We start from the raw sequence: 16,969 nt of genomic DNA on the forward strand, positions 1-16,969 counted from the left end.
GTTATACGCGCGCGGCTCATGCCGAAGGAAGAACCTCGTCTGGCGGTGCGCGAGGGCGGTGGCTGCCGTGAACAGTTGGAGGGGTCGCAGCGCCCTGGTCGTAGCCTCGTCGGGGTGAACGCATCGAACAAAGCCACCCTCGGGGTCGTGCTGGACACCACGGCCATGCCGGCTGAGGTCACCGTGGACGGCGAGCGGCTGTCGGTCATCGGCTATGTGCGGGAACCCACCACCGAGCTGGTCGGGCTCGACAGTGCTGGCGCGGTGTGGTCGTACAGCCCCGACCGCGGCACCCGGGTGCCGATGAACTCCTCCGTTGAAGCGCTACGCCGGTTCCTCGACCTGTTCGGCGAGTTCTTCGCGGCCACCGATGATCCGCCGCCAGTGACGTACACAGCCGAGCAGATGGCTGAGAAACTCGCCGCGTTCCGGCGCGGCGAGATCAAGCCTGCGGTCGGCACACCGGACAACCGTAATGCCCGCATCAAGCAGCTCAAGACGACTTTGAGGGAGATCGACAAACCCGCTGTCAAGGCCGGGTGGTGGTCGCTCGTCCTGGAACAGGTCGACGACGGGATCCTGTGACGAACCGCCGCAGCTCCACAAGCCACTCACGAAACGCGCGTGGATGTCCAGCCGGCTCGGGTGCCGTTGTCGCGTCACTTTGGCCGATGCCCGAGCGCGGCTAGACTCCGCGCCGTGTCGATGATTGGAGCGAGCGCGCAGCGGGCGGCCGCGGCGGGTTGCCTCGCACTTGTCCTCGTGGCACTGGGGTGCGCGCCGGCGACGTCCGAGTCGCCCGCCCCCGTGTCCGCAAGCGCCGCGTCCGTCGCCGCTGGTGCGAGCCCATCATCCGTCGCCGTCCGCCCGGCGGCGGGTCCGGCGCTGTGTGGAGCGCCGAAACCGGCGCGGGTCGAGCCGTTTCCGTTCAATCGCGACGCCTACCGGCGGGACACCATCCTCGGCGTCAGCACGTACCTCGGCGGGACCGCGCGGTTCAGTGGCCTCGACCACGAGGTGCTGGCGTCGCTGATCGAGCAGCGGTTTGTCGACCCCTATGACCAGCAGAACCTCGCACCCAGCGCGTGGGAGATCCTTCAGTTTCTGTGCCAGCATCAGCAGGTCGTCGCCGCCGGTTACGTCGTCAGCACCGACCGTCCTGACTACCGCACCACGATCGAGGCCATCTACACCGAGTACACCGGCGGTGTCGACGACGCTCTCCAAGGCGACGCGGAGAAGTTCTGCGCGGATGCCGACGAGGTCACGTTCGAGGGCGAATTGGAGTGCTTCTGGGACTGAACGCTCCGGTACTCGACCTTGTTGCCTTCCCACCCGCGATGTCACCTGACACGCTGATGAGTTCGGCGATCGCTCGGTTGAGGTGCCCGCGGCAGGCCGCGAGGCCGGCACGTTTCCATTCATCGGGGGTGCCGCCGTTCTGGAGCCAGGTACTGACGCGGCCAGCGATAGAAGCGTCCAGCAGGACCAGGTCGCCGTCCACAATCTCGACGCCGCGAGCCTGATCGGGGAAGGGCGCCGCCAGGTGGTCCTGCCATAGCTGAGCAACGGCCACGAGGCGTTCGTGCGGCACGTAAGCGAGCCTTCTGCGGCAGATGCGCACACCTGATGAGGTCAGCCGGCGGGTTCGATACGCAGGACGGCGACCATGTCGCCGATCTCGACGACCTCCAAGCTCATGACGTCGTTGATGGTCGCGACGGTTCCCACCTCGCAGCTCATCCCGACACCGCCGCCGCCCTGCGACGACACGCCGCCGCCACCGGAACAGCCCGAAACGCTGTAGCCCGACCCGGTCAGCGGCGCGACCATCTCGACCGCGGCGGCGGTGATCGCCGTAACCTCGATCGGCCCGAGGCCATACCTTTCCGGCACGGCCACGACATCGCCCACGGCGACTTCGATCTGGCACGTCCCGTCAGCGCACGGCCCGGTCTGCGAAGGCGACGGGGTGGCCGCCTGGGCGGGAGTCGGGGTGCCGTCGGACGCCGATGACTCGGAGCCGGACCCATCCGAGGAATCCGCCGAACACGACGTGAGGGCAGCGAACACGACAGCGACAACGACGGCGACGACCGCGGTGAACGATGTCCTCCCCATCACGGTAGCCATGGAACCCCAGGCTACCCGGAAGACCGAGTGCGGGGTCATCGGCGTCCTTCCATGGCAGCGCCGCCCCGCCCCGAGCCCGAAGCTTCGGTGCTCCACGGGATCCGGCGATGGCGACTTCGAACCTCATCGCTGTCGATCCCCAAGGATCGATCGCCGCCCCAGCGGAGACGTAAAGAACTCTTGACATGATGTCGGAGCTGCTTTACCTTCGTGGTGTCAAGTTTACTTAACATCGGACGTGGGTCGGCCCTGCTGATCCCGCCGGAGGTGGGCTCTGGTCGGCGGGGCCTGGGAAGGCTGCCGCGACCGAACGGGGTCACTGCTTCACGTCCGTCACTGTGCTGGGGAGACAATGATGAAAGCTGCTGTCTGTGCCACCTATGGCCCGCCCGACGTCGTCCACGAGGCCGATGTGGACACTCCGGTGCCGGGCCCGAACCAGATACTCGTCCGGGTCCACGCGGCAACCGTAACCGCGGCCGACCGCGCCTTCCGGTCGGGTACACCACGCTACGCCCGTCTCTTCACCGGGTTGCGTCGGCCGAAAAAGTCCGTACTGGGCACGGAGTTCGCCGGCGAAGTCTCGGCGGTGGGTGCGGCGGTCACCCGGTACACGGTGGGGGACAAGGTTTTCGGTGCCACCGACCTCGGCCTCGGAGCACATGCCGAATACGTCTGCGTCGAGGAGGACGGGGCTCTGGCACCGCTGCCCACCGGCCTCGGCTATGCCGAGGCGGTCACACTCGTCGACGGTACCGCGTTGGTGTTCCTCCGCGACCACGGAAAGCTCCACAGCGGACAGTCCATTCTCATCAATGGCGCGTCCGGTAGTGTCGGAGTCCACGCGGTACAACTCGCCCGGTACTTCGGCGCCGACATCACGGCCGTGTGCAGCGGCGCCGGTGCCGAACTCGTCGCACGTCTCGGCGCGGACCGGGTCATCGACTACACCCGCACCGACTTCACCAAGGAAGGCCGTACCTATGACGTCATCTTCGACGTCGCAGGCGCCAGCTCGTACGGCCGTTGCCGGCGCCTGCTCAAACCCGGTGGCCGGTATCTGACCACGGTGCCGTCGCTGGCCATCATGGCCCAGGCGCGATGGACCGCGATGGCCGGGAGCCGGCGAGCGGTCATCGCCTTCACCGGGCTGCGACCCGTGGCGGCGAAGGCGAAGGACCTGGCCCTGGTCAAGGAACTCGCCGAGGCCGGCCGGATCGTCCCGGTGATCGACCAGACCCTCCCGTTGGCGCGCATCGCCGACGCGTACCGTCATCTCGACCGCCAGGGCAAGCGTGGCACGACCGTCCTCGAGCTGCCGTAAACCAGTGGCCAAGCCGTCGGGATACCGACGCCTCGATCGGCCGCCCGCACACGCTCATCCACTGCTCGGGTTCAGAGTCCAAGGTCAAACGTCCGCGCGGTGCGTTGAGCGGCCCCGGAAGCCACACTTTTGGACTGTTCCGGTAGCTGTCGATGTCGATGATGGGATGCGACCGAGCGTTGCCCTCCTGGCCGAGGTTCGACGGCCCCGTTCTGGGGCTCCTACCTGCACAAGCCTGCTTCCGCAGGCTTCCTTGCCTCCCAAAGACTTTCGGAACCCTTCCGGAAATCGTTGACAGTGCGGCCGGTCGGTATCGATACTGCCCATCGACAGACATGCATGGTTACCGATCACTTGCCATCAAGCACTGAGGAAGGTCCCGTGAACAGCAGCCTGAGACAGCGCAAAAGAGTCACCAGCATAGCTTTGTCGATGGCGGTGTTGTTGCTGGTAGTCGGGGCTGTGGCGGTCCAGTCCATCGGCCCGGCCACCGCAGCCGAGACGACGCTGCGGGCCGCAGCCGCCAAGGCCGGGCTGTTCTTCGGCGTCGCCGCCTCACCCGGCCGGCTCACCTCGATCGTCGGTCAGGAGTTCAACCAACTGACTCCCGAGAACGACATGAAGCCCTCCACGATCGCCACGTCGAGCGGTGCCCTGCAAAACACCGGCAACGCGGACACGTTGGTCAACTACGCCCAGACCAACAACATGTCGGTCCGCGGCCACACGCTCGTGTGGCACTCGCAGGCCGGCGCGCTGCAGGGTGCCAGCCAGGCGACGCTGAACACCTTCATCGGCAACGCCCTGAACCGCTGGGGCAACAGGATCGCGTACTGGGACGTCGTCAACGAGGCGCTGGACGACAACAACACCGGCAACCGCCGCACCCAGTGGCCGCACACCCTGAACCGGGACGCGAACGGCGACGGTGACTTCTTCGACACCGGCGACACCGACGTCATCCGGGACTCGTTCATCCGGGCCAAGCAGGTCGTGCAGGCCAGCGGGCTGACCACCAAGCTTTGCATCAACGACTACGACGTCGAGGGTCTGACGGTCCAGGGCGGCGTCCAGAACCGCAAGGCCAACGCGCTGTACGACATCGTCCGCAACTACCGGCAGTACATCGACTGCGTCGGGTTCCAGGGGCACTTCAACGACAACCCCAACAGCATCATCACCAACGACCTGCAGGCGAACATCCAGCGCTTCGCTGACCTCGGCGTTGAGGTGCACATCACCGAGCTGGACATCGACGACGACCTGAGCAACAACGACATCGGTGCCGGCCAGGCGGAGAACTACCGCAAGGTCGTCCGTGCCTGCCTGAACGTCGCGAAATGTACCGGCATCACCGTCTGGGGCATCTCCGACAGCGAGTCGTGGCGCTCCTCGGAAAGGGGCCTGCTGTTCACCGGCGGCAACGGCAGCTACCAGAGGAAGGCCGCATACAACGCGGTCCTCGACGAGCTGAACCAGGGCCGCGTCCCGACCGGCTCGCCCTCGCCGAGCACCCCGTCCAGCCCGACGGTGTCGCCGTCCGTCCCGCCGTCGTCGTCACCGCCCCCGCCCCCGACCTCGGCCCCGACCACCGGCTGCACGGCCACTGTCTCGCTGAACTCCTGGACCGGCGGATTCGTCGCCACCGTGCGGGTCACCGCCGGCACCGCGCCGATCAACGGGTGGAACGTCCAGCTCACCCTGCCGTCCGGTTCCACGGTGACCAACGGCTGGAACGCCAACCGTAGCGGCAACAGTGGCACAGTGCAGTTCAGCAACGTCAGCTACAACGGCCGGGTAAACGCCGGCCAGTCCACCGAGTTCGGCTTCCAGGGCACCGGGACGGCCACCGCCCAGACCCCGGTCTGCACCGCCTCCTGAGACCGCCTCTCCGGGACGGGCGCGAGCCGCCCGTCCCGGACAGCACCTCGTCACCGATGCCGAGGGTGGTCGTCGCGTGCTGCGTACAACCGAGAAAGTACTGGATCCGTTCGGAATCCGATTTCCGCTTCGAGCTCGACCTACTTGAGCACCTGGCCGCGGCCGGGCTGGGCGTCATCCGCCCGTACCAGCGGACCCTCGGCGACCGGTTCGGCCGGGATAGCGGGGCAGGTCGACTGGGCCCAGCTAGGTGGCAGCCGGACGGTGACTGTGGACTGGTCGATGCCGGGGGCGTGGTAGCGGCCGTTGGTCTGGTGCGGGTAGAGCAGGGCGAGGGCGCTGGCGGGGTATTCGAGGCCAACGTCGAGGAGGTCGACTACCAGTCCATCCATCCGTCCAGTGAGGGCTTGCGCAGGTGCGGCGGCTCGTCGTAGTCGATCGCGGTCAGCCACCGCGACCCCGGCATCACTCGGTAGCCAAGCGTGCCGGTCAGCTCCCGGACGACGGTCGGCATGTGCAGCGCCCCGAAGACGATGGCCACCTCCATGTCCTCGGCGGCGAACTCGCCGTCGATCTCCCGCACCACGTCGAGCAGCAGGTCCTCCCGCTTGCGGTCACTGGCGTCTCGGGGGACCTCGGTGTCGTCGTGGATGTCGAGCGGGTTGTTGCCGAGCCAGTCGCCGTCGCCGGTGAGGGCCATGTGCAGCGCGAGGATCGGCGTCATGATGGTCGCGGTTACCCGCTCCTGACGCGACATCCGGCGGTCCGGATCGGCGTTCGGCGCCAGGTAGGCGTCGGGGAAGATGATCGGTACGCCGAGCGCGCCGTAGTCGATGTCCTGCGGCACGAGGTCACGGCTGGCTCGCTGGCGGGCTAGGCGCATCGCGTTGGCGTAGGTCATTCCGGTGGAACTGGGCCCGTCCCAGATCTCGGCGATGACAGCCTGGCAGGACCGCAGCCTTTGCCAGATCGTCCAGTAGTAGTCGGCGTGTCCCATGTGGATCGTGGGGATGATCACCCAGCGCAGCCCGCCGGCGGGCCGCCGGAACACGGTGACCGAGGTCCGGAACCCCATGACGCTCATCTCGGTCAACTGCATCCTGACAGCGTAAGAACCTGCTACCAGCCCAGGCGGCGACCGCGGCCGGCAGGAACCCCCCAACCCGGACCAGCGTTGGCTGGACGAAGTCGGCGGCGGCTACGTGCCGGACCCTCCAGCGCGCCCGGTTGTCTGGACAAGGCTCTCCAGGAAATTGGCGATCATCAGCGGGTTCCCGCTGGTCAGCCCGTAAGACTTCCGAGGCCCCCTCGGTGCTGCGCCGCGCTCGGCGCCGCATACCCTCTCCAAGCCAGCGCGCCCAGCGGCGAACACGCGTACGCGCGGTTCGACCGGCGCGAGGAGGGCTCGCCGTGACGACGCGTTTCAGGGGTTGGCCACGCAGCGCAGTCCCATGTGGTTGGTGGCGGTGTCGATCGATTGGGGTTGCCGGGCCGCTGGCCGGTAGCGCAGGCAGTACGAGGGCGCGCAGAGCCAGGATCCGCCCTTGACCACGCGGCGGGGGAGTCCGGTGCTTCTGTCGAGGCTGCCGTCGAGGTTTCCGCCGCGGGGGTTGCGGCGTGGGTCCGGGGGCGCGCAGCAGGACTGGGCGGGCGTGGGGTGGCGGGCGGCATACAGGTCGCGGGTCCATTCCCACACGTTGCCGCACACCTCGTACAGTCCGTAGCCGTTGGGCGGGAAGGACTTGACCGGTGCGGTGCCGCGAAAGCCGGCGGGGGCCAGGTTTTCCCAGGGGAATCGCCCGTGCCAGGTGTTGGCCATCACCTGTCCGTCTGGGGTGAGTTCGTCGCCCCAGGCGTAGGGTGCGCCGTCGAGGCCGCCGCGGGCGGCGTACTCCCACTCCGCCTCGGTCGGCAGGCGCTTTCCCGCCCACCGCGTGTACGCCAGCGCGTCGGCGTAGGCCACCTGGACCACCGGGTGGTCGGGCCGGTCCTCGATGTCGCTTCCGGGACCTTCCGGGTGACGCCAGCAGGCGCCCGGTACGAACCGCCACCACTGCCGGTGGTCGGTCAGGTCGACCGGCCCGTCGGTGCGGTGGAAGACGAGCGCTCCGGGTACCAGGAGGGTGGGGTCGGCGCCGGGGTAGCCCGCCGGGTGCGGGGCGCGTTCGGCCACTGTGACGTATCCGGTGTCGGCGACGAACTCGGCGAACTGGCGGTTGGTCACCGCGTGGATGTCGGCGAGGAAGCCGTCGACGTGCACCGGGTGGGCCGGCCTCTCTTCCGGATAGTGGTCGTCCGAGCCCATGGTGAACTGGCCGCCGGGGATCCACACCATCCCGGGCGGGGCGGCGGTGGTCGACATCGTGCTTCCTTCCGATTTCATGCCTGGGCGAGGAGTTGCTCGGCCATCGCCCGGTGGGTGATGAGCGCGTTGACCACGCCGGTGCGTAGGGCGGTGGCGACGGCGGCGGTGCGTGCCGTCCCGAAGGTCACCGCCACTCGCTGCGGTATGGCCATGAGCTGCTCGAAGGTCGGCGCGAGTGTGCGCTCGGCGAGGGGGGTGGGCGCCGGGCGGCCGGCGCCGTCCAGGAGGATACCTGCCACCTCGATCTCCACGCCGGCGGCCGCGGCGGCGGCCTGGTCGGCCGGGCTGACGACGTCGTGCACGGTGGAGAGTCCTGGGCGCCACTGCCCGACCCCGACGACGGCGGTGGTGATGCGGGGGAAGAGCTCCGCGGCCCGCTGGACGTCTGGGTTGCGGCGCAGCCCGGCCGCGCTGTCGGAGGAGATGATCGGCGCGTAGAAGACCCGCGCCTCGCCGCCGCCGACCCGGGTCAGGTCGCGGATGGCCTGGATGATGTCGAGCGCGTCCGGGCGGGACACCGCCCCGGTGAGCTGGACGACGGTGCAGGCGGGGAACGCGACGAGCTCCTCGCCGATGTTGAGGATCGACCGGGCGGAGGCCAGGCCGAGCACGTCGTTGCTGGTCAGCGCCTCGCCCAGCAGCTCGGCGGTGGCGAGGCTGAGGCTGCGTAGCAGCGGCGCGAGCGGCTGCTCGTCGACCTCGACGACCACCGCCACGTCGATGCCGAACGCCGCGCGCAGCTGGTCGCTGATGGCGGCGTTCACCGCTCCCGGCAGCCCGATCTCGATGCGCACGATGCCTTGGTCGAGCGCGGCCTGGAGGATGCGCGCGACCCGGAACCGGCTCAGCCCGAGGGCGGCACCGATCTCGCTCTTGCTCTGGCCGTGCAGGTGGAACCGGCGGGCGACGTTGGTCATGAGGACGACGTCGCCGCTCAATCTCTGTTCAGTGCTCATATGAGCGCTCCAATGAAACACCCTTGACACAATCCGCTGGCTGTTCAAGATTTGGTCGCAGGATAGAGGTAGATCGCTCATCTGAGCAAGACGCTCAGTCTCCGCCTTTGGCGGTGTTCCATAGATGTGGGCCTCACCTGTTGGAGGGGTAAGTGTCCGAGTTCCACCTGACCCGCCGCGCGGCCCTGCGGGCCGCCCTCGCCGCCGGTGGCCTGCTAGCCCTGCCCAGTTGCGCGGCCGGGGGCGGCGGTGGAGAGCCGTCCGACGCCCCGTCGATCGGGACGAGCGCGGAGGATCACCTGCGCGAGGCCGGCAAGAAGCTGGGCGTGAGCAGCATCAGCCTGCTGGCCTACTCCGCGCCCCAGGCCGAGGCGATCCACCAGCTCACGGGCCAGTTCACCGAGCTGACCGGCATCGACGTCCAGTGGACCGCCCTGGACGAGCAGTCGGCCGCCAACAAGGCCGCGGTGTCGCTCGGCTCCGGCGCGGCGTCGTACGACGTGATCCACCTGACCTCGGGGCTGCTGCCGACCTACGCCTCGCGCGACTGGCTGGCAAACCTGGATCAGCTGCGCCAGAGCGCCGGCACCGTGCCTGGCTGGGACCTCGCGGCGTACGGGCAGGGTGCGACGGACCTGCTGCGGTCGAAGAACGCGCTCTACGCGGTGCCGATGTTCCTCGGTACCCAGATCTTCTACTACCGCACCGACGTCTTCGAGGAGCACGGCATCGCGGCGCCGCCCACCAGCTTCACCGAGCTGCGCGACGTGTGCGAGAAGGTGCACGGCAACGGCATCTCCGCCATCGCGCTGCGCAGCGCGCCCAGCCCGTCGCAGCTGCTGTTCGTCTGGTCGGCCTGGCTCTACGCCTTCGGCGGCAGGTACTACGACGGCTACCGGGACGGCACCTACTCCGGGGTGGCTCTGGACAGCCCCGCGGCCGTCCAGGCGCTCGACCTCTACAGCGGCCTGCTGCGGGACTACGCACCCACCGGCGCGACCAACTGGAGCGTCGAGGACGTGACCCGGTCCTTCACCACCGGGCAGGTCGCGATGGTGCAGGAGGGCGCGGTCTTCGGCGGTACCTTCAACGACCCGAAGGGATCGCAGGCGGCGGGCAAGGTCGGCACCTTCGTGATCCCGTCCGGCACGGGCGGCCAGTTCGTCCCCTACAACTGCCACGGCTGGGGTGTCGCGAAGACCAGCAAGCAGGCCGAGGCCGCCTGGCTCTTCGTGCAGTGGGCGACGTTGAAGGTGACGCTGACCGCGGCGGCGGCCGGACCGGTCGGGTTCTCCACCCCGCCCATCGCCGATGTCTACGCCTCCGCGGAGTACACGGCGAAGTACGGGTTCGACGACTTCGTACCGTCGGTCACCAAGACCATCGAGATCGCCAACGGCGGCGGCGTCACGCCGCTCGAGGGCGACCCGAACTACCTGCCGAGCACCCCCGACTGGAACCGGATCGGCCAGAAGGTCTCCGAGCAGCTCAGCCGCGCGGTGACCGGCCAGGCGTCGGCGGCGGACGCGGTGAAGGCCGCGGCGGCGGTGATCGACGCCTGATGTCCGTGCTCGCCCGGCGCGCGGCGGCGCCGTCCTGGCAGCGGGCGTTCCTCGCGCCCCTGCTCGTGGTGCTCGTCGCCACGACGGTGCTGCCGCTGCTGTACATGCTCGCCCTCTCGCTCGGCCCGAAACAGGGACAGCTGAGCGTCGGCCGGCCGCAAGGGCTGCACAACTACCGGGAGCTGCTGACCAGTTCCGAGGTGTGGCACTCGCTGCTGCTCGCGGTCATCTTCCTGGTCGGCGCGCTGGTGGTCGAACTGGTGCTCGGTGTCGGCACGGCCGTGCTGCTCGACCGGCTGCTACCCGGCAACCCGGTGGTGCGGATGTTGCTGCTCTGGCCGACGGTGCTGCCGCCGATCGCGGTCGCGCTGGTCTTCAAGTACGTGCTCCAGGGCGACATCGGCCTGGTGTCGTACTACCTGTCGAAGGTCGGCATCCACCAAGCGTGGCTGACCGAGCCGGTCTCCGCGATGGCGGTCATCATCGCCATCGACATCTGGCAGTACACACCGTTCGTGATCCTGCTCGCGCTCGCGGCCCTCACCGCGATACCGCACGAGGTGCGGGAGGCGGCGGCGCTCGACGGCGCTGGACCGGTCAGCGTCGCGCGCCGCGTGGTGCTGCCCATGATCAAACCAGCGATCATCGCCATCGCCATGCTGCGGTTCATCGACGCCATTCAGGTCTTCCCGACCATCTACGCGTTGACCCGCGGCGGTCCGGGCACCAGCACGCAACTGCTGACGTACTTCAACTACCAGGCGTTCTTCGGCCAGTTGGAGTTCGGGTACGGCGCGGCGATCGCCGTCCTCGTGGTGGTCTTCACGATCGCCTGCGTCACGCTGCTGCTGACCTGGCAGCGCCGGGCGGAGGCGTCATGAGCCGCCGCGGTCGCCTGGACGGCCTCGGGCCGGTGGCCAAGGTCCTGGCCTGGATCTACCTGCTGGCGTTGATGGCCTTCTTCACCGTGCCGATCCTGTACGCCGCGCTGACCGCGTTCCAGCCCCGGCTGGTCACGTCGCGCCCCTCGCCGCAGTGGCTGTTCACCCCGACCCTGGAGAACTTCCGGTCGCTGTTCGTCGACTACTCCTTCGTCGGACCGCTGCTGAACAGCTTCCAGTCCAGCCTCGGCTCGTCGGTCCTCGCGCTGCTCATCGCCGCGCCCGCGGCGTACGCTCTCAGCCGCGGCCGGGGAGCGAGCGCCGGACCGATGGGGTTCTGGCTGCTCTGCGCGCGGGCGCTGCCGGCCATCGGGGTCAGCATCCCGGCGTACGCGATCTTCAATCAGCTCGGGCTCAACGACACCATCCTGGCGCTGTTGCTGGTCTACCTGCCCTACAACGTCGCGCTCGCGACGATCCTGCTGCGCGTGTTCCTCGACGGAGTGCCGCGGGAGATCGACGAGGCTGCGGCCATCGACGGCGCGGGGGCGGTGCGGACGCTCGTCCAGGTCATCCTGCCCGTGGCCAAGCCCGGCGTGGCGTCCGTGGGGATCATGACGTTCCTCTTCGCCTGGAACAACTTTCTGTTTCCGCTGGTCCTCACCGGCAGCAGGGCCGGCACGGTCCCGCTGGCCCTCCAGCAGTTCCTGGGCAGCTACACCCTCCAGTGGAACGAGGTCATGGCCGGCGTCGTGCTGCTGTCCCTACCTCTCATCCTGCTCGCCCTGACCCTCGGCCGGTACATGGTCGGCGGTCTCTCGGCGGGCAGCGTCAAGTGAAGTCAACGATCGACGGAAGGCCCGTGTGAGCGCGCGTCCCAACATCCTCGTCATCTGTACCGACCAGCACCGCTACGACGTGATCTCGACCCACCCCGGCAGCGTCGCCCGTACGCCGCACCTGCAACGCCTCGCCGACCAGGGCGCGGTGTTCGAGGGCTGCTACGCCCCGAGCCCGGTCTGCGCGCCCACCAGGGCATCCCTGCTGACCGGGCAGTACCCCAGCCAGCACGGGCTGTGGTCGAACGGCGTGACCCTTCCCGAGGGCGCGCCGCTGGTCTCCCGCGAACTCGCCGACGCCGGGTACCGGTGCGGCCTGGTCGGGAAGCTCCACCTGGCCGCCGCCTTCCAGGGCACGACAGAGCAGCGGTTGGACGACGGGTTCGAGGACTTCCGCTGGGCGCACGACCCGTTCCACGGCTCGCCGGAGAACGCCTACCACCGCTGGCTGCGCGAGCGGCACCCGGCCCTGTGGGAGAAGGCGGTCGGCGACGTCGTCACCCCGGAGGTCACCGGCTTCACGCACGCCGACACGGCGTTCGACGGCATGCCGACCGAGGCGCACTACTCGACGTGGGTGACCGAGGAGACGGAGGACTTCATCCGGCGCGCCGCGGACGACGAGCGCCCCTTCTTCCTGGTGGCGAACTTCTTCGACCCGCACCACCCGTTCGTCGCGCCCTCCGAGTACCTGGCCGCCTACCCGCCCGGCTCCGTACCGCCGCCGGTGGGTGGACCGTCCGAACTGGACGGCAAGCCGGACGTGCAGCGGGATGCATCCTGCTCCAGCTACGTCGGGCACGGGCCGTCGTTCCCCGACTTCGACGAGCAGGGCATCGACGAGATCCGCCGTACTTACTACGCCATGGTCTCGCTCGTCGACGACTGCGTGGGGCGGATCCTCGCCACACTCGACGCCGCCGGCCTGGCCGACGACACGCTAGTCATCTTCACCAGCGACCACGGCGAGATGCTGGGCGACCATGCCATGCTCCTCAAGGGCCCGATGATGTACGACCCGGCGGTGCGGGTACCGATGATCATCCGCTGGCCCGGGCGGCTCTCCGGCGGGGTCCGCGTCGAGGACGGGTTCGTCGGCGTGCACGACGTGGCCGCGACCGTACGCCGGGCCGCCGGCCTCGCCGCCGTCCCCCTGGACCAGGGCTTCGACCTCGTCGACGTCGCCCGGGGCGAGACCGCCCCGCGCGGCTACGCGCTGTCGCAGTACCGAAACGCCGGCTACCCGTACGAACCGGAGGTGCTGACCACGATGCTCCGGACCAGCGACCACAAGATCGTGGTCTGGCACGGCGCCCCCGCCACCGACCGGCAGCGGCAGGGCGAGCTGTACGACCTGGCGAACGACCCGGACGAGCTGGTCAACCTCTGGGACGTACCGGAGCACGCGACCGTCAAGGCGCGGCTTCTCGCCGAGTTCGCCGACGTGCTGGTGAGCCTGGAAGACCGCACCGCCCGCCGGGTACACCCGTGGTGACCCCGCCCTGCCCGGTCCCACACGACGAAAGGAGAACACCGTGCGCGCCGTGATCCTCGATCGGCCGGGGACGCAGCGGGTCGGCGATCGGCCGGACCCGACGCCGGCCGCGGGCGAGGTGGTCGTCCGCGTACACGCCTGTGGCATCTGCGGCACCGACCTGCACATCCTCGACGGCGAGTTCCCGCCGACGCCGTACCCGATCACGCCGGGGCACGAGTTCGCCGGCGAGGTGGTCGAGGTGGGTACCGGGGTGTCGGGTCTCTCGACCGGCGACCGGGTGGCCGTCGACCCGTCGCTCTTCTGTGGACGGTGCTGGCAGTGCCAGCGCCAGCGGGGCAACCTCTGCGAGGACTGGAACGCCGTCGGCGACACGGTCGACGGCGCGTTCGCCGAGTACGTGGCCGTGCCCGCCGGCAACTGTTACCGCCTGCCCGACTCCGTCGACTACAGCGCCGGCGCGCTGGTCGAGCCGGTCGCCTGCGCCGTACACGGGCTGCGCCGGCTCGACCTGGAGCTGGGCAGCTCACTGCTGGTCGTGGGCGCCGGCACGATGGGCCTGCTGCTGATGCAACTGGCCCACGGCGCCGGCGCGTACGAGGTGGCGATGGTCGACCAGGACCCGTCCCGGCTGACGCTGGCGGCCGAGCTGGGCGCGGCGGCGACCGCCACCTCGGTCGAGGAGATCGTGGACCAGCACCGGGGCGGCTTCGACTACGTCGTGGAGGCGACCGGCGTGCCCGCCGCCGGACAGGCCGCCCTCGGGGGAGTGGCGACCGGCGGCACGTTCATGGTCTTCGGCGTCGCGCCGCAGGACGCCCGGCTACAGGTGTCACCCTTCGAGGTGTACAACCGCGAGATCACCGTGGTCGGCTCGATGGCTGTGCTCGCCAGCTTCGCGCCCGCGGTCAACGCGGTCGCCTCCGGCGTGGTCGACGCGGCCCGCATGGTCACCCACGTCGAGCCGCTGGACCGGTTCGCCGACGCGATCCAGCTCACCCGCCAACGGGCCGGACTCAAAGTCCAGGTGCGGCCGTCCTGACCTTTGTCCAACTCCCCGAGGAGCCTCATGACCGCGACGATGACGGGCGCCTTCCTGCCGGGAGGCCGCCGCGTGGAACTGAAACAGGTACCCGTTCCCAGACCCGGCCACGGCCAGGTGCTGTTGCGCGTCCGGGCGTCCACCATCTGCGGATCGGACCTGCGCGCGATCTACCGGGAGCACCTCGGGCACGGCCCCGAGGCGTACCAGGGGGTGATCGGCGGGCACGAGCCGGCGGGTGAGGTGGTGGAGGTCGGCCCCGGCACCGACTCGCCCCGCCCCGGCGACCGCGTGGCCGTGTACCACATCAGCGGCTGCGGGACCTGTCCCGACTGCCGGATGGGGTACCAGATCAGCTGCGCCTCCCCGTCCCGGGCCGCGTACGGCTGGCAGCGCGACGGCGGCCACGCCGAGTACCTGCTCGCCGATGCGCGCGACTGCGTCCGGCTGCCCGACTTCCTCACCTTCCTCGACGGCGCCTGCTGCGCCTGCGGCTTCGGCACCGCCTACGAGGCACTGTGCCGCATCGAACCGTCCGGAAAGGACCGGCTGTTGATCGTGGGCACCGGACCGGTCGGCATGGCCGCCGGGCTGCTGGCCCGCTGCCTCGGCGTGCCTTACCGGGTCGGGGTCGACACCAACCAGGAACGGCTCGATTTGGCGCTCCGGCTCGGCGCCATCGACGAGGGTGTGCGAGTCGGGGAGGAGGCGCTGCCCGCCCTGATAACCAAGACCGGCGGCGGCTTCGAGGCCACGATGGACTGCTCGGGCAGCGCCCCCGGGCGGACCCTGGCGGTCCGCGCGGCCCGCCGGTACGGCCGGTGCGTGCTGGTCGGCGAGGGCGGGCGGCTGGAACTCGACGCCAGCCCGGACGTGATCCACCAGCAGTTGCGGATCGAGGGATCCTGGGTCACCAGCACGTGGCGGCTCCAGGAACTTGTCGACAACCTCGCCCGATGGCGCCTGCACCCCGAGGTCGTCGTCACCGGCCGCTACCCGCTGGCGGACGCGGCCGCGGCCTACCAGGAGGCGGACGCCGGCACCTGCGGGAAAGTCGGCATCGTCGCCTGAAGCCGCTGAGCGTGCTCGCGTTACCGCGTGTGACCGCTTCGGCTTCGATGCCCGCGACCGTCGGCTTCCGGCACCTCATCCGACCGTCCTGAAGGGACTAGATGGAGCAGTCGCGACACGCCCCAACCAAGCCACGGTTTCCCACCAGCGTGTACCGCCACGGCTCGGAGCCGGACGTACGGTTCAGCTTCGCGAACGAACGTACCTTCCTCGCCTGGATCCGGACCGCGCTCGCCCTCATCGCCGGCGGCGTCGCGCTGGAGGCATTCGGATTGAACCTGGAGTCACACCTGCGCACCACGGCGTCACTGGTGCTCATCGCCGCCGGCGTGGTGCTGCCCGGCCACGCCTGGTTTGCCTGGGCCAGAAGCGAGCGCGCGCTACGCCGGGCGGAGCCGTTGCCCTCACCCTTCCTGTCCGCGCCGCTGGGAGTCACCGTGATGGTCGTCGGCATCCTCATCGCGCTCGGCGTGCTGCTGCGATGAACGAAGGCCGCCGCGACCGGCGCGGTGTCGTCCGCGACCGCGGGCTACAGGCCGAGCGAACAACGCTCGCGTGGTCGCGCACGGCGTTGGCGCTCGCCGGTACCTGCCTCATCGCGGCCCGCGGCCTCATCGTCCACTTCGGAGCCTGGACCGTCGCGGCCGGGTCGGCGGGCGGCCTCGTCGCGGGGATGGCGATCCTGGCCGCCCACCGCCGTTACCGGCACTGGGCCCGAGACGGTGAGCGGCCCTACCGCGCGGCCGTCCCGAACGCCGCGCTGGCCGTTGCCACCGTCGGGCTGGGCCTCGCCGGGCTCGCGGTGGCCGTCGCCGCGCTGGGCTGAGCGGCCATTCGCCGCCGACCGAGATGGCCGGGATCACCGCCACCGCGTCGCGCCTGGCGCGTGCTCAGGCGAGCGCTTGGATCGCTTGCCAACGCTGGCCCGCTTTTCCGTCGCGGTTCGATTCTGGTGCGACAGAGGGGAGTTACCGCGATGCCCGTCGTGCTCATGGCCGCTGCTCCCGCAGCCTCACCCCGCGCGGTCCACGACCAAACCCGCCGGCGCCAGAACACGCCGTGACATCTCCGGCAAACCTAATCTATGGAGGTTTCGGAGTTGAGGTGGTCGCGCGGCTGGGCTGCGATCGGACGTGGGGACACAGGCCGTTCAAACCGCTGCCACGGCGATCACGGGTTCTTGGGGCGAAGCTGCCGGGTCTAGGAAGAGCTTTCGGATTCAGGGTCTTGACTCGGTCCACAATGGTCACCGTAGGCGGCCGTACTCTGTCGCCAAGATACCGACAACATCCCTGACTTTGCTGCCTCCTGCTGCGGACGAGACAGCAAAGTCCCTGATTTTGTTGTCACGCGCCGCCGGTCCAACGAACCATCCCGACCGATCGCGAAGCCGAGGCAGTGTGCCGGCGGCGGACGTGTG

17 protein-coding genes are annotated in these 16,969 nt (G+C 69.5%); 12 read left to right on the forward strand and 5 right to left on the reverse strand.

The window, feature by feature from the left end:
• Positions 1-114 precede the first annotated feature (114 nt).
• Positions 115-585, forward strand: a complete 471-nt coding sequence (locus tag ACFFIA_RS05615; RefSeq protein WP_377246431.1) for an SUKH-4 family immunity protein — start codon at positions 115-117, stop codon at positions 583-585.
• A gap of 114 nt (positions 586-699) precedes the next feature.
• A complete protein-coding gene (locus tag ACFFIA_RS05620) occupies positions 700-1,302 on the forward strand; it encodes a hypothetical protein (RefSeq protein ID WP_377246434.1) in 603 nt (200 codons plus the stop codon).
• 333 nt (positions 1,303-1,635) lie between these two features.
• On the opposite strand, the gene ACFFIA_RS05625 is transcribed toward ACFFIA_RS05620, so the two are convergent.
• Positions 1,636-2,133, reverse strand: a complete 498-nt coding sequence (locus ACFFIA_RS05625; protein WP_377246437.1) for a hypothetical protein — start codon at positions 2,131-2,133, stop codon at positions 1,636-1,638.
• A 355-nt stretch (positions 2,134-2,488) separates the two neighbouring features.
• Between ACFFIA_RS05625 and ACFFIA_RS05630 the strand changes: the two genes are divergently transcribed.
• Together ACFFIA_RS05630 and ACFFIA_RS05635 are read left to right on the forward strand one after the other, a co-directional pair.
• Complete coding sequence (locus ACFFIA_RS05630; protein ID WP_377246440.1) at positions 2,489-3,457, forward strand: NAD(P)-dependent alcohol dehydrogenase; 969 nt, start codon at positions 2,489-2,491, stop codon at positions 3,455-3,457.
• A gap of 432 nt (positions 3,458-3,889) precedes the next feature.
• Positions 3,890-5,338 carry an endo-1,4-beta-xylanase gene (locus tag ACFFIA_RS05635; RefSeq protein WP_377246443.1) on the forward strand — a complete coding sequence of 483 codons (1,449 nt, stop codon included), beginning with the start codon at positions 3,890-3,892 and terminating at the stop codon, positions 5,336-5,338.
• A gap of 140 nt (positions 5,339-5,478) precedes the next feature.
• On the opposite strand, the gene ACFFIA_RS05640 is transcribed toward ACFFIA_RS05635, so the two are convergent.
• From ACFFIA_RS05640 to ACFFIA_RS05655, 4 genes are all read right to left on the reverse strand, one after another.
• A complete protein-coding gene (locus ACFFIA_RS05640; RefSeq protein ID WP_377246446.1) occupies positions 5,479-5,730 on the reverse strand; it encodes a hypothetical protein in 252 nt (83 codons plus the stop codon).
• Complete coding sequence (locus ACFFIA_RS05645; protein WP_377246449.1) at positions 5,715-6,437, reverse strand: hypothetical protein; 723 nt, start codon at positions 6,435-6,437, stop codon at positions 5,715-5,717. Before ACFFIA_RS05645 ends, ACFFIA_RS05640 begins: the two co-directional genes overlap by 16 nt.
• A gap of 324 nt (positions 6,438-6,761) precedes the next feature.
• The gene (locus ACFFIA_RS05650; RefSeq protein WP_377246452.1) at positions 6,762-7,700 is read right to left on the reverse strand and encodes a formylglycine-generating enzyme family protein; all 939 of its coding nucleotides are present in this window, start codon (positions 7,698-7,700) and stop codon (positions 6,762-6,764) included.
• Between the two features lie 17 nt (positions 7,701-7,717).
• Positions 7,718-8,659, reverse strand: coding sequence for a sugar-binding transcriptional regulator (locus ACFFIA_RS05655; RefSeq protein ID WP_377246455.1), 942 nt, complete (start codon positions 8,657-8,659; stop codon positions 7,718-7,720).
• Positions 8,660-8,811: 152 nt separating this feature from the next.
• Here ACFFIA_RS05655 and ACFFIA_RS05660 point away from each other — a divergent pair, with 152 nt between their 5' ends.
• The 8 genes from ACFFIA_RS05660 (at position 8,812) to ACFFIA_RS05695 (ending at position 16,375) form a co-directional block, all read left to right on the forward strand.
• Positions 8,812-10,221 (forward strand): ABC transporter substrate-binding protein, encoded by a 1,410-nt coding sequence (locus ACFFIA_RS05660; RefSeq protein WP_377246458.1) that lies wholly within the window; start codon positions 8,812-8,814, stop codon positions 10,219-10,221.
• Positions 10,221-11,102, forward strand: coding sequence for a carbohydrate ABC transporter permease (locus tag ACFFIA_RS05665; protein WP_377246461.1), 882 nt, complete (start codon positions 10,221-10,223; stop codon positions 11,100-11,102). Before ACFFIA_RS05660 ends, ACFFIA_RS05665 begins: the two co-directional genes overlap by 1 nt.
• A complete protein-coding gene (locus tag ACFFIA_RS05670; RefSeq protein WP_377246464.1) occupies positions 11,099-11,941 on the forward strand; it encodes a carbohydrate ABC transporter permease in 843 nt (280 codons plus the stop codon). The genes ACFFIA_RS05665 and ACFFIA_RS05670 overlap by 4 nt, the downstream gene beginning before the upstream one ends.
• Positions 11,942-11,966: 25 nt before the next feature.
• Positions 11,967-13,436: a sulfatase-like hydrolase/transferase gene (locus tag ACFFIA_RS05675; protein ID WP_377246467.1), complete on the forward strand. Its 1,470-nt coding sequence runs from the start codon at positions 11,967-11,969 to the stop codon at positions 13,434-13,436.
• Between the two features lie 40 nt (positions 13,437-13,476).
• Positions 13,477-14,478, forward strand: a complete 1,002-nt coding sequence (locus ACFFIA_RS05680) for a zinc-dependent alcohol dehydrogenase family protein (protein ID WP_377246470.1) — start codon at positions 13,477-13,479, stop codon at positions 14,476-14,478.
• Between the two features lie 27 nt (positions 14,479-14,505).
• Positions 14,506-15,549 (forward strand): zinc-dependent alcohol dehydrogenase family protein, encoded by a 1,044-nt coding sequence (locus tag ACFFIA_RS05685; RefSeq protein WP_377246473.1) that lies wholly within the window; start codon positions 14,506-14,508, stop codon positions 15,547-15,549.
• A gap of 101 nt (positions 15,550-15,650) precedes the next feature.
• Positions 15,651-16,034: a YidH family protein gene (locus ACFFIA_RS05690; protein WP_377246476.1), complete on the forward strand. Its 384-nt coding sequence runs from the start codon at positions 15,651-15,653 to the stop codon at positions 16,032-16,034.
• Positions 16,031-16,375, forward strand: a complete 345-nt coding sequence (locus ACFFIA_RS05695; protein WP_377246479.1) for a DUF202 domain-containing protein — start codon at positions 16,031-16,033, stop codon at positions 16,373-16,375. The genes ACFFIA_RS05690 and ACFFIA_RS05695 overlap by 4 nt, the downstream gene beginning before the upstream one ends.
• Positions 16,376-16,969 lie beyond the last annotated feature (594 nt).

The sequence above is a fragment of the Phytohabitans kaempferiae genome, from assembly GCF_042433955.1.
Taxonomy (GTDB): domain Bacteria; phylum Actinomycetota; class Actinomycetes; order Mycobacteriales; family Micromonosporaceae; genus Phytohabitans; species Phytohabitans kaempferiae.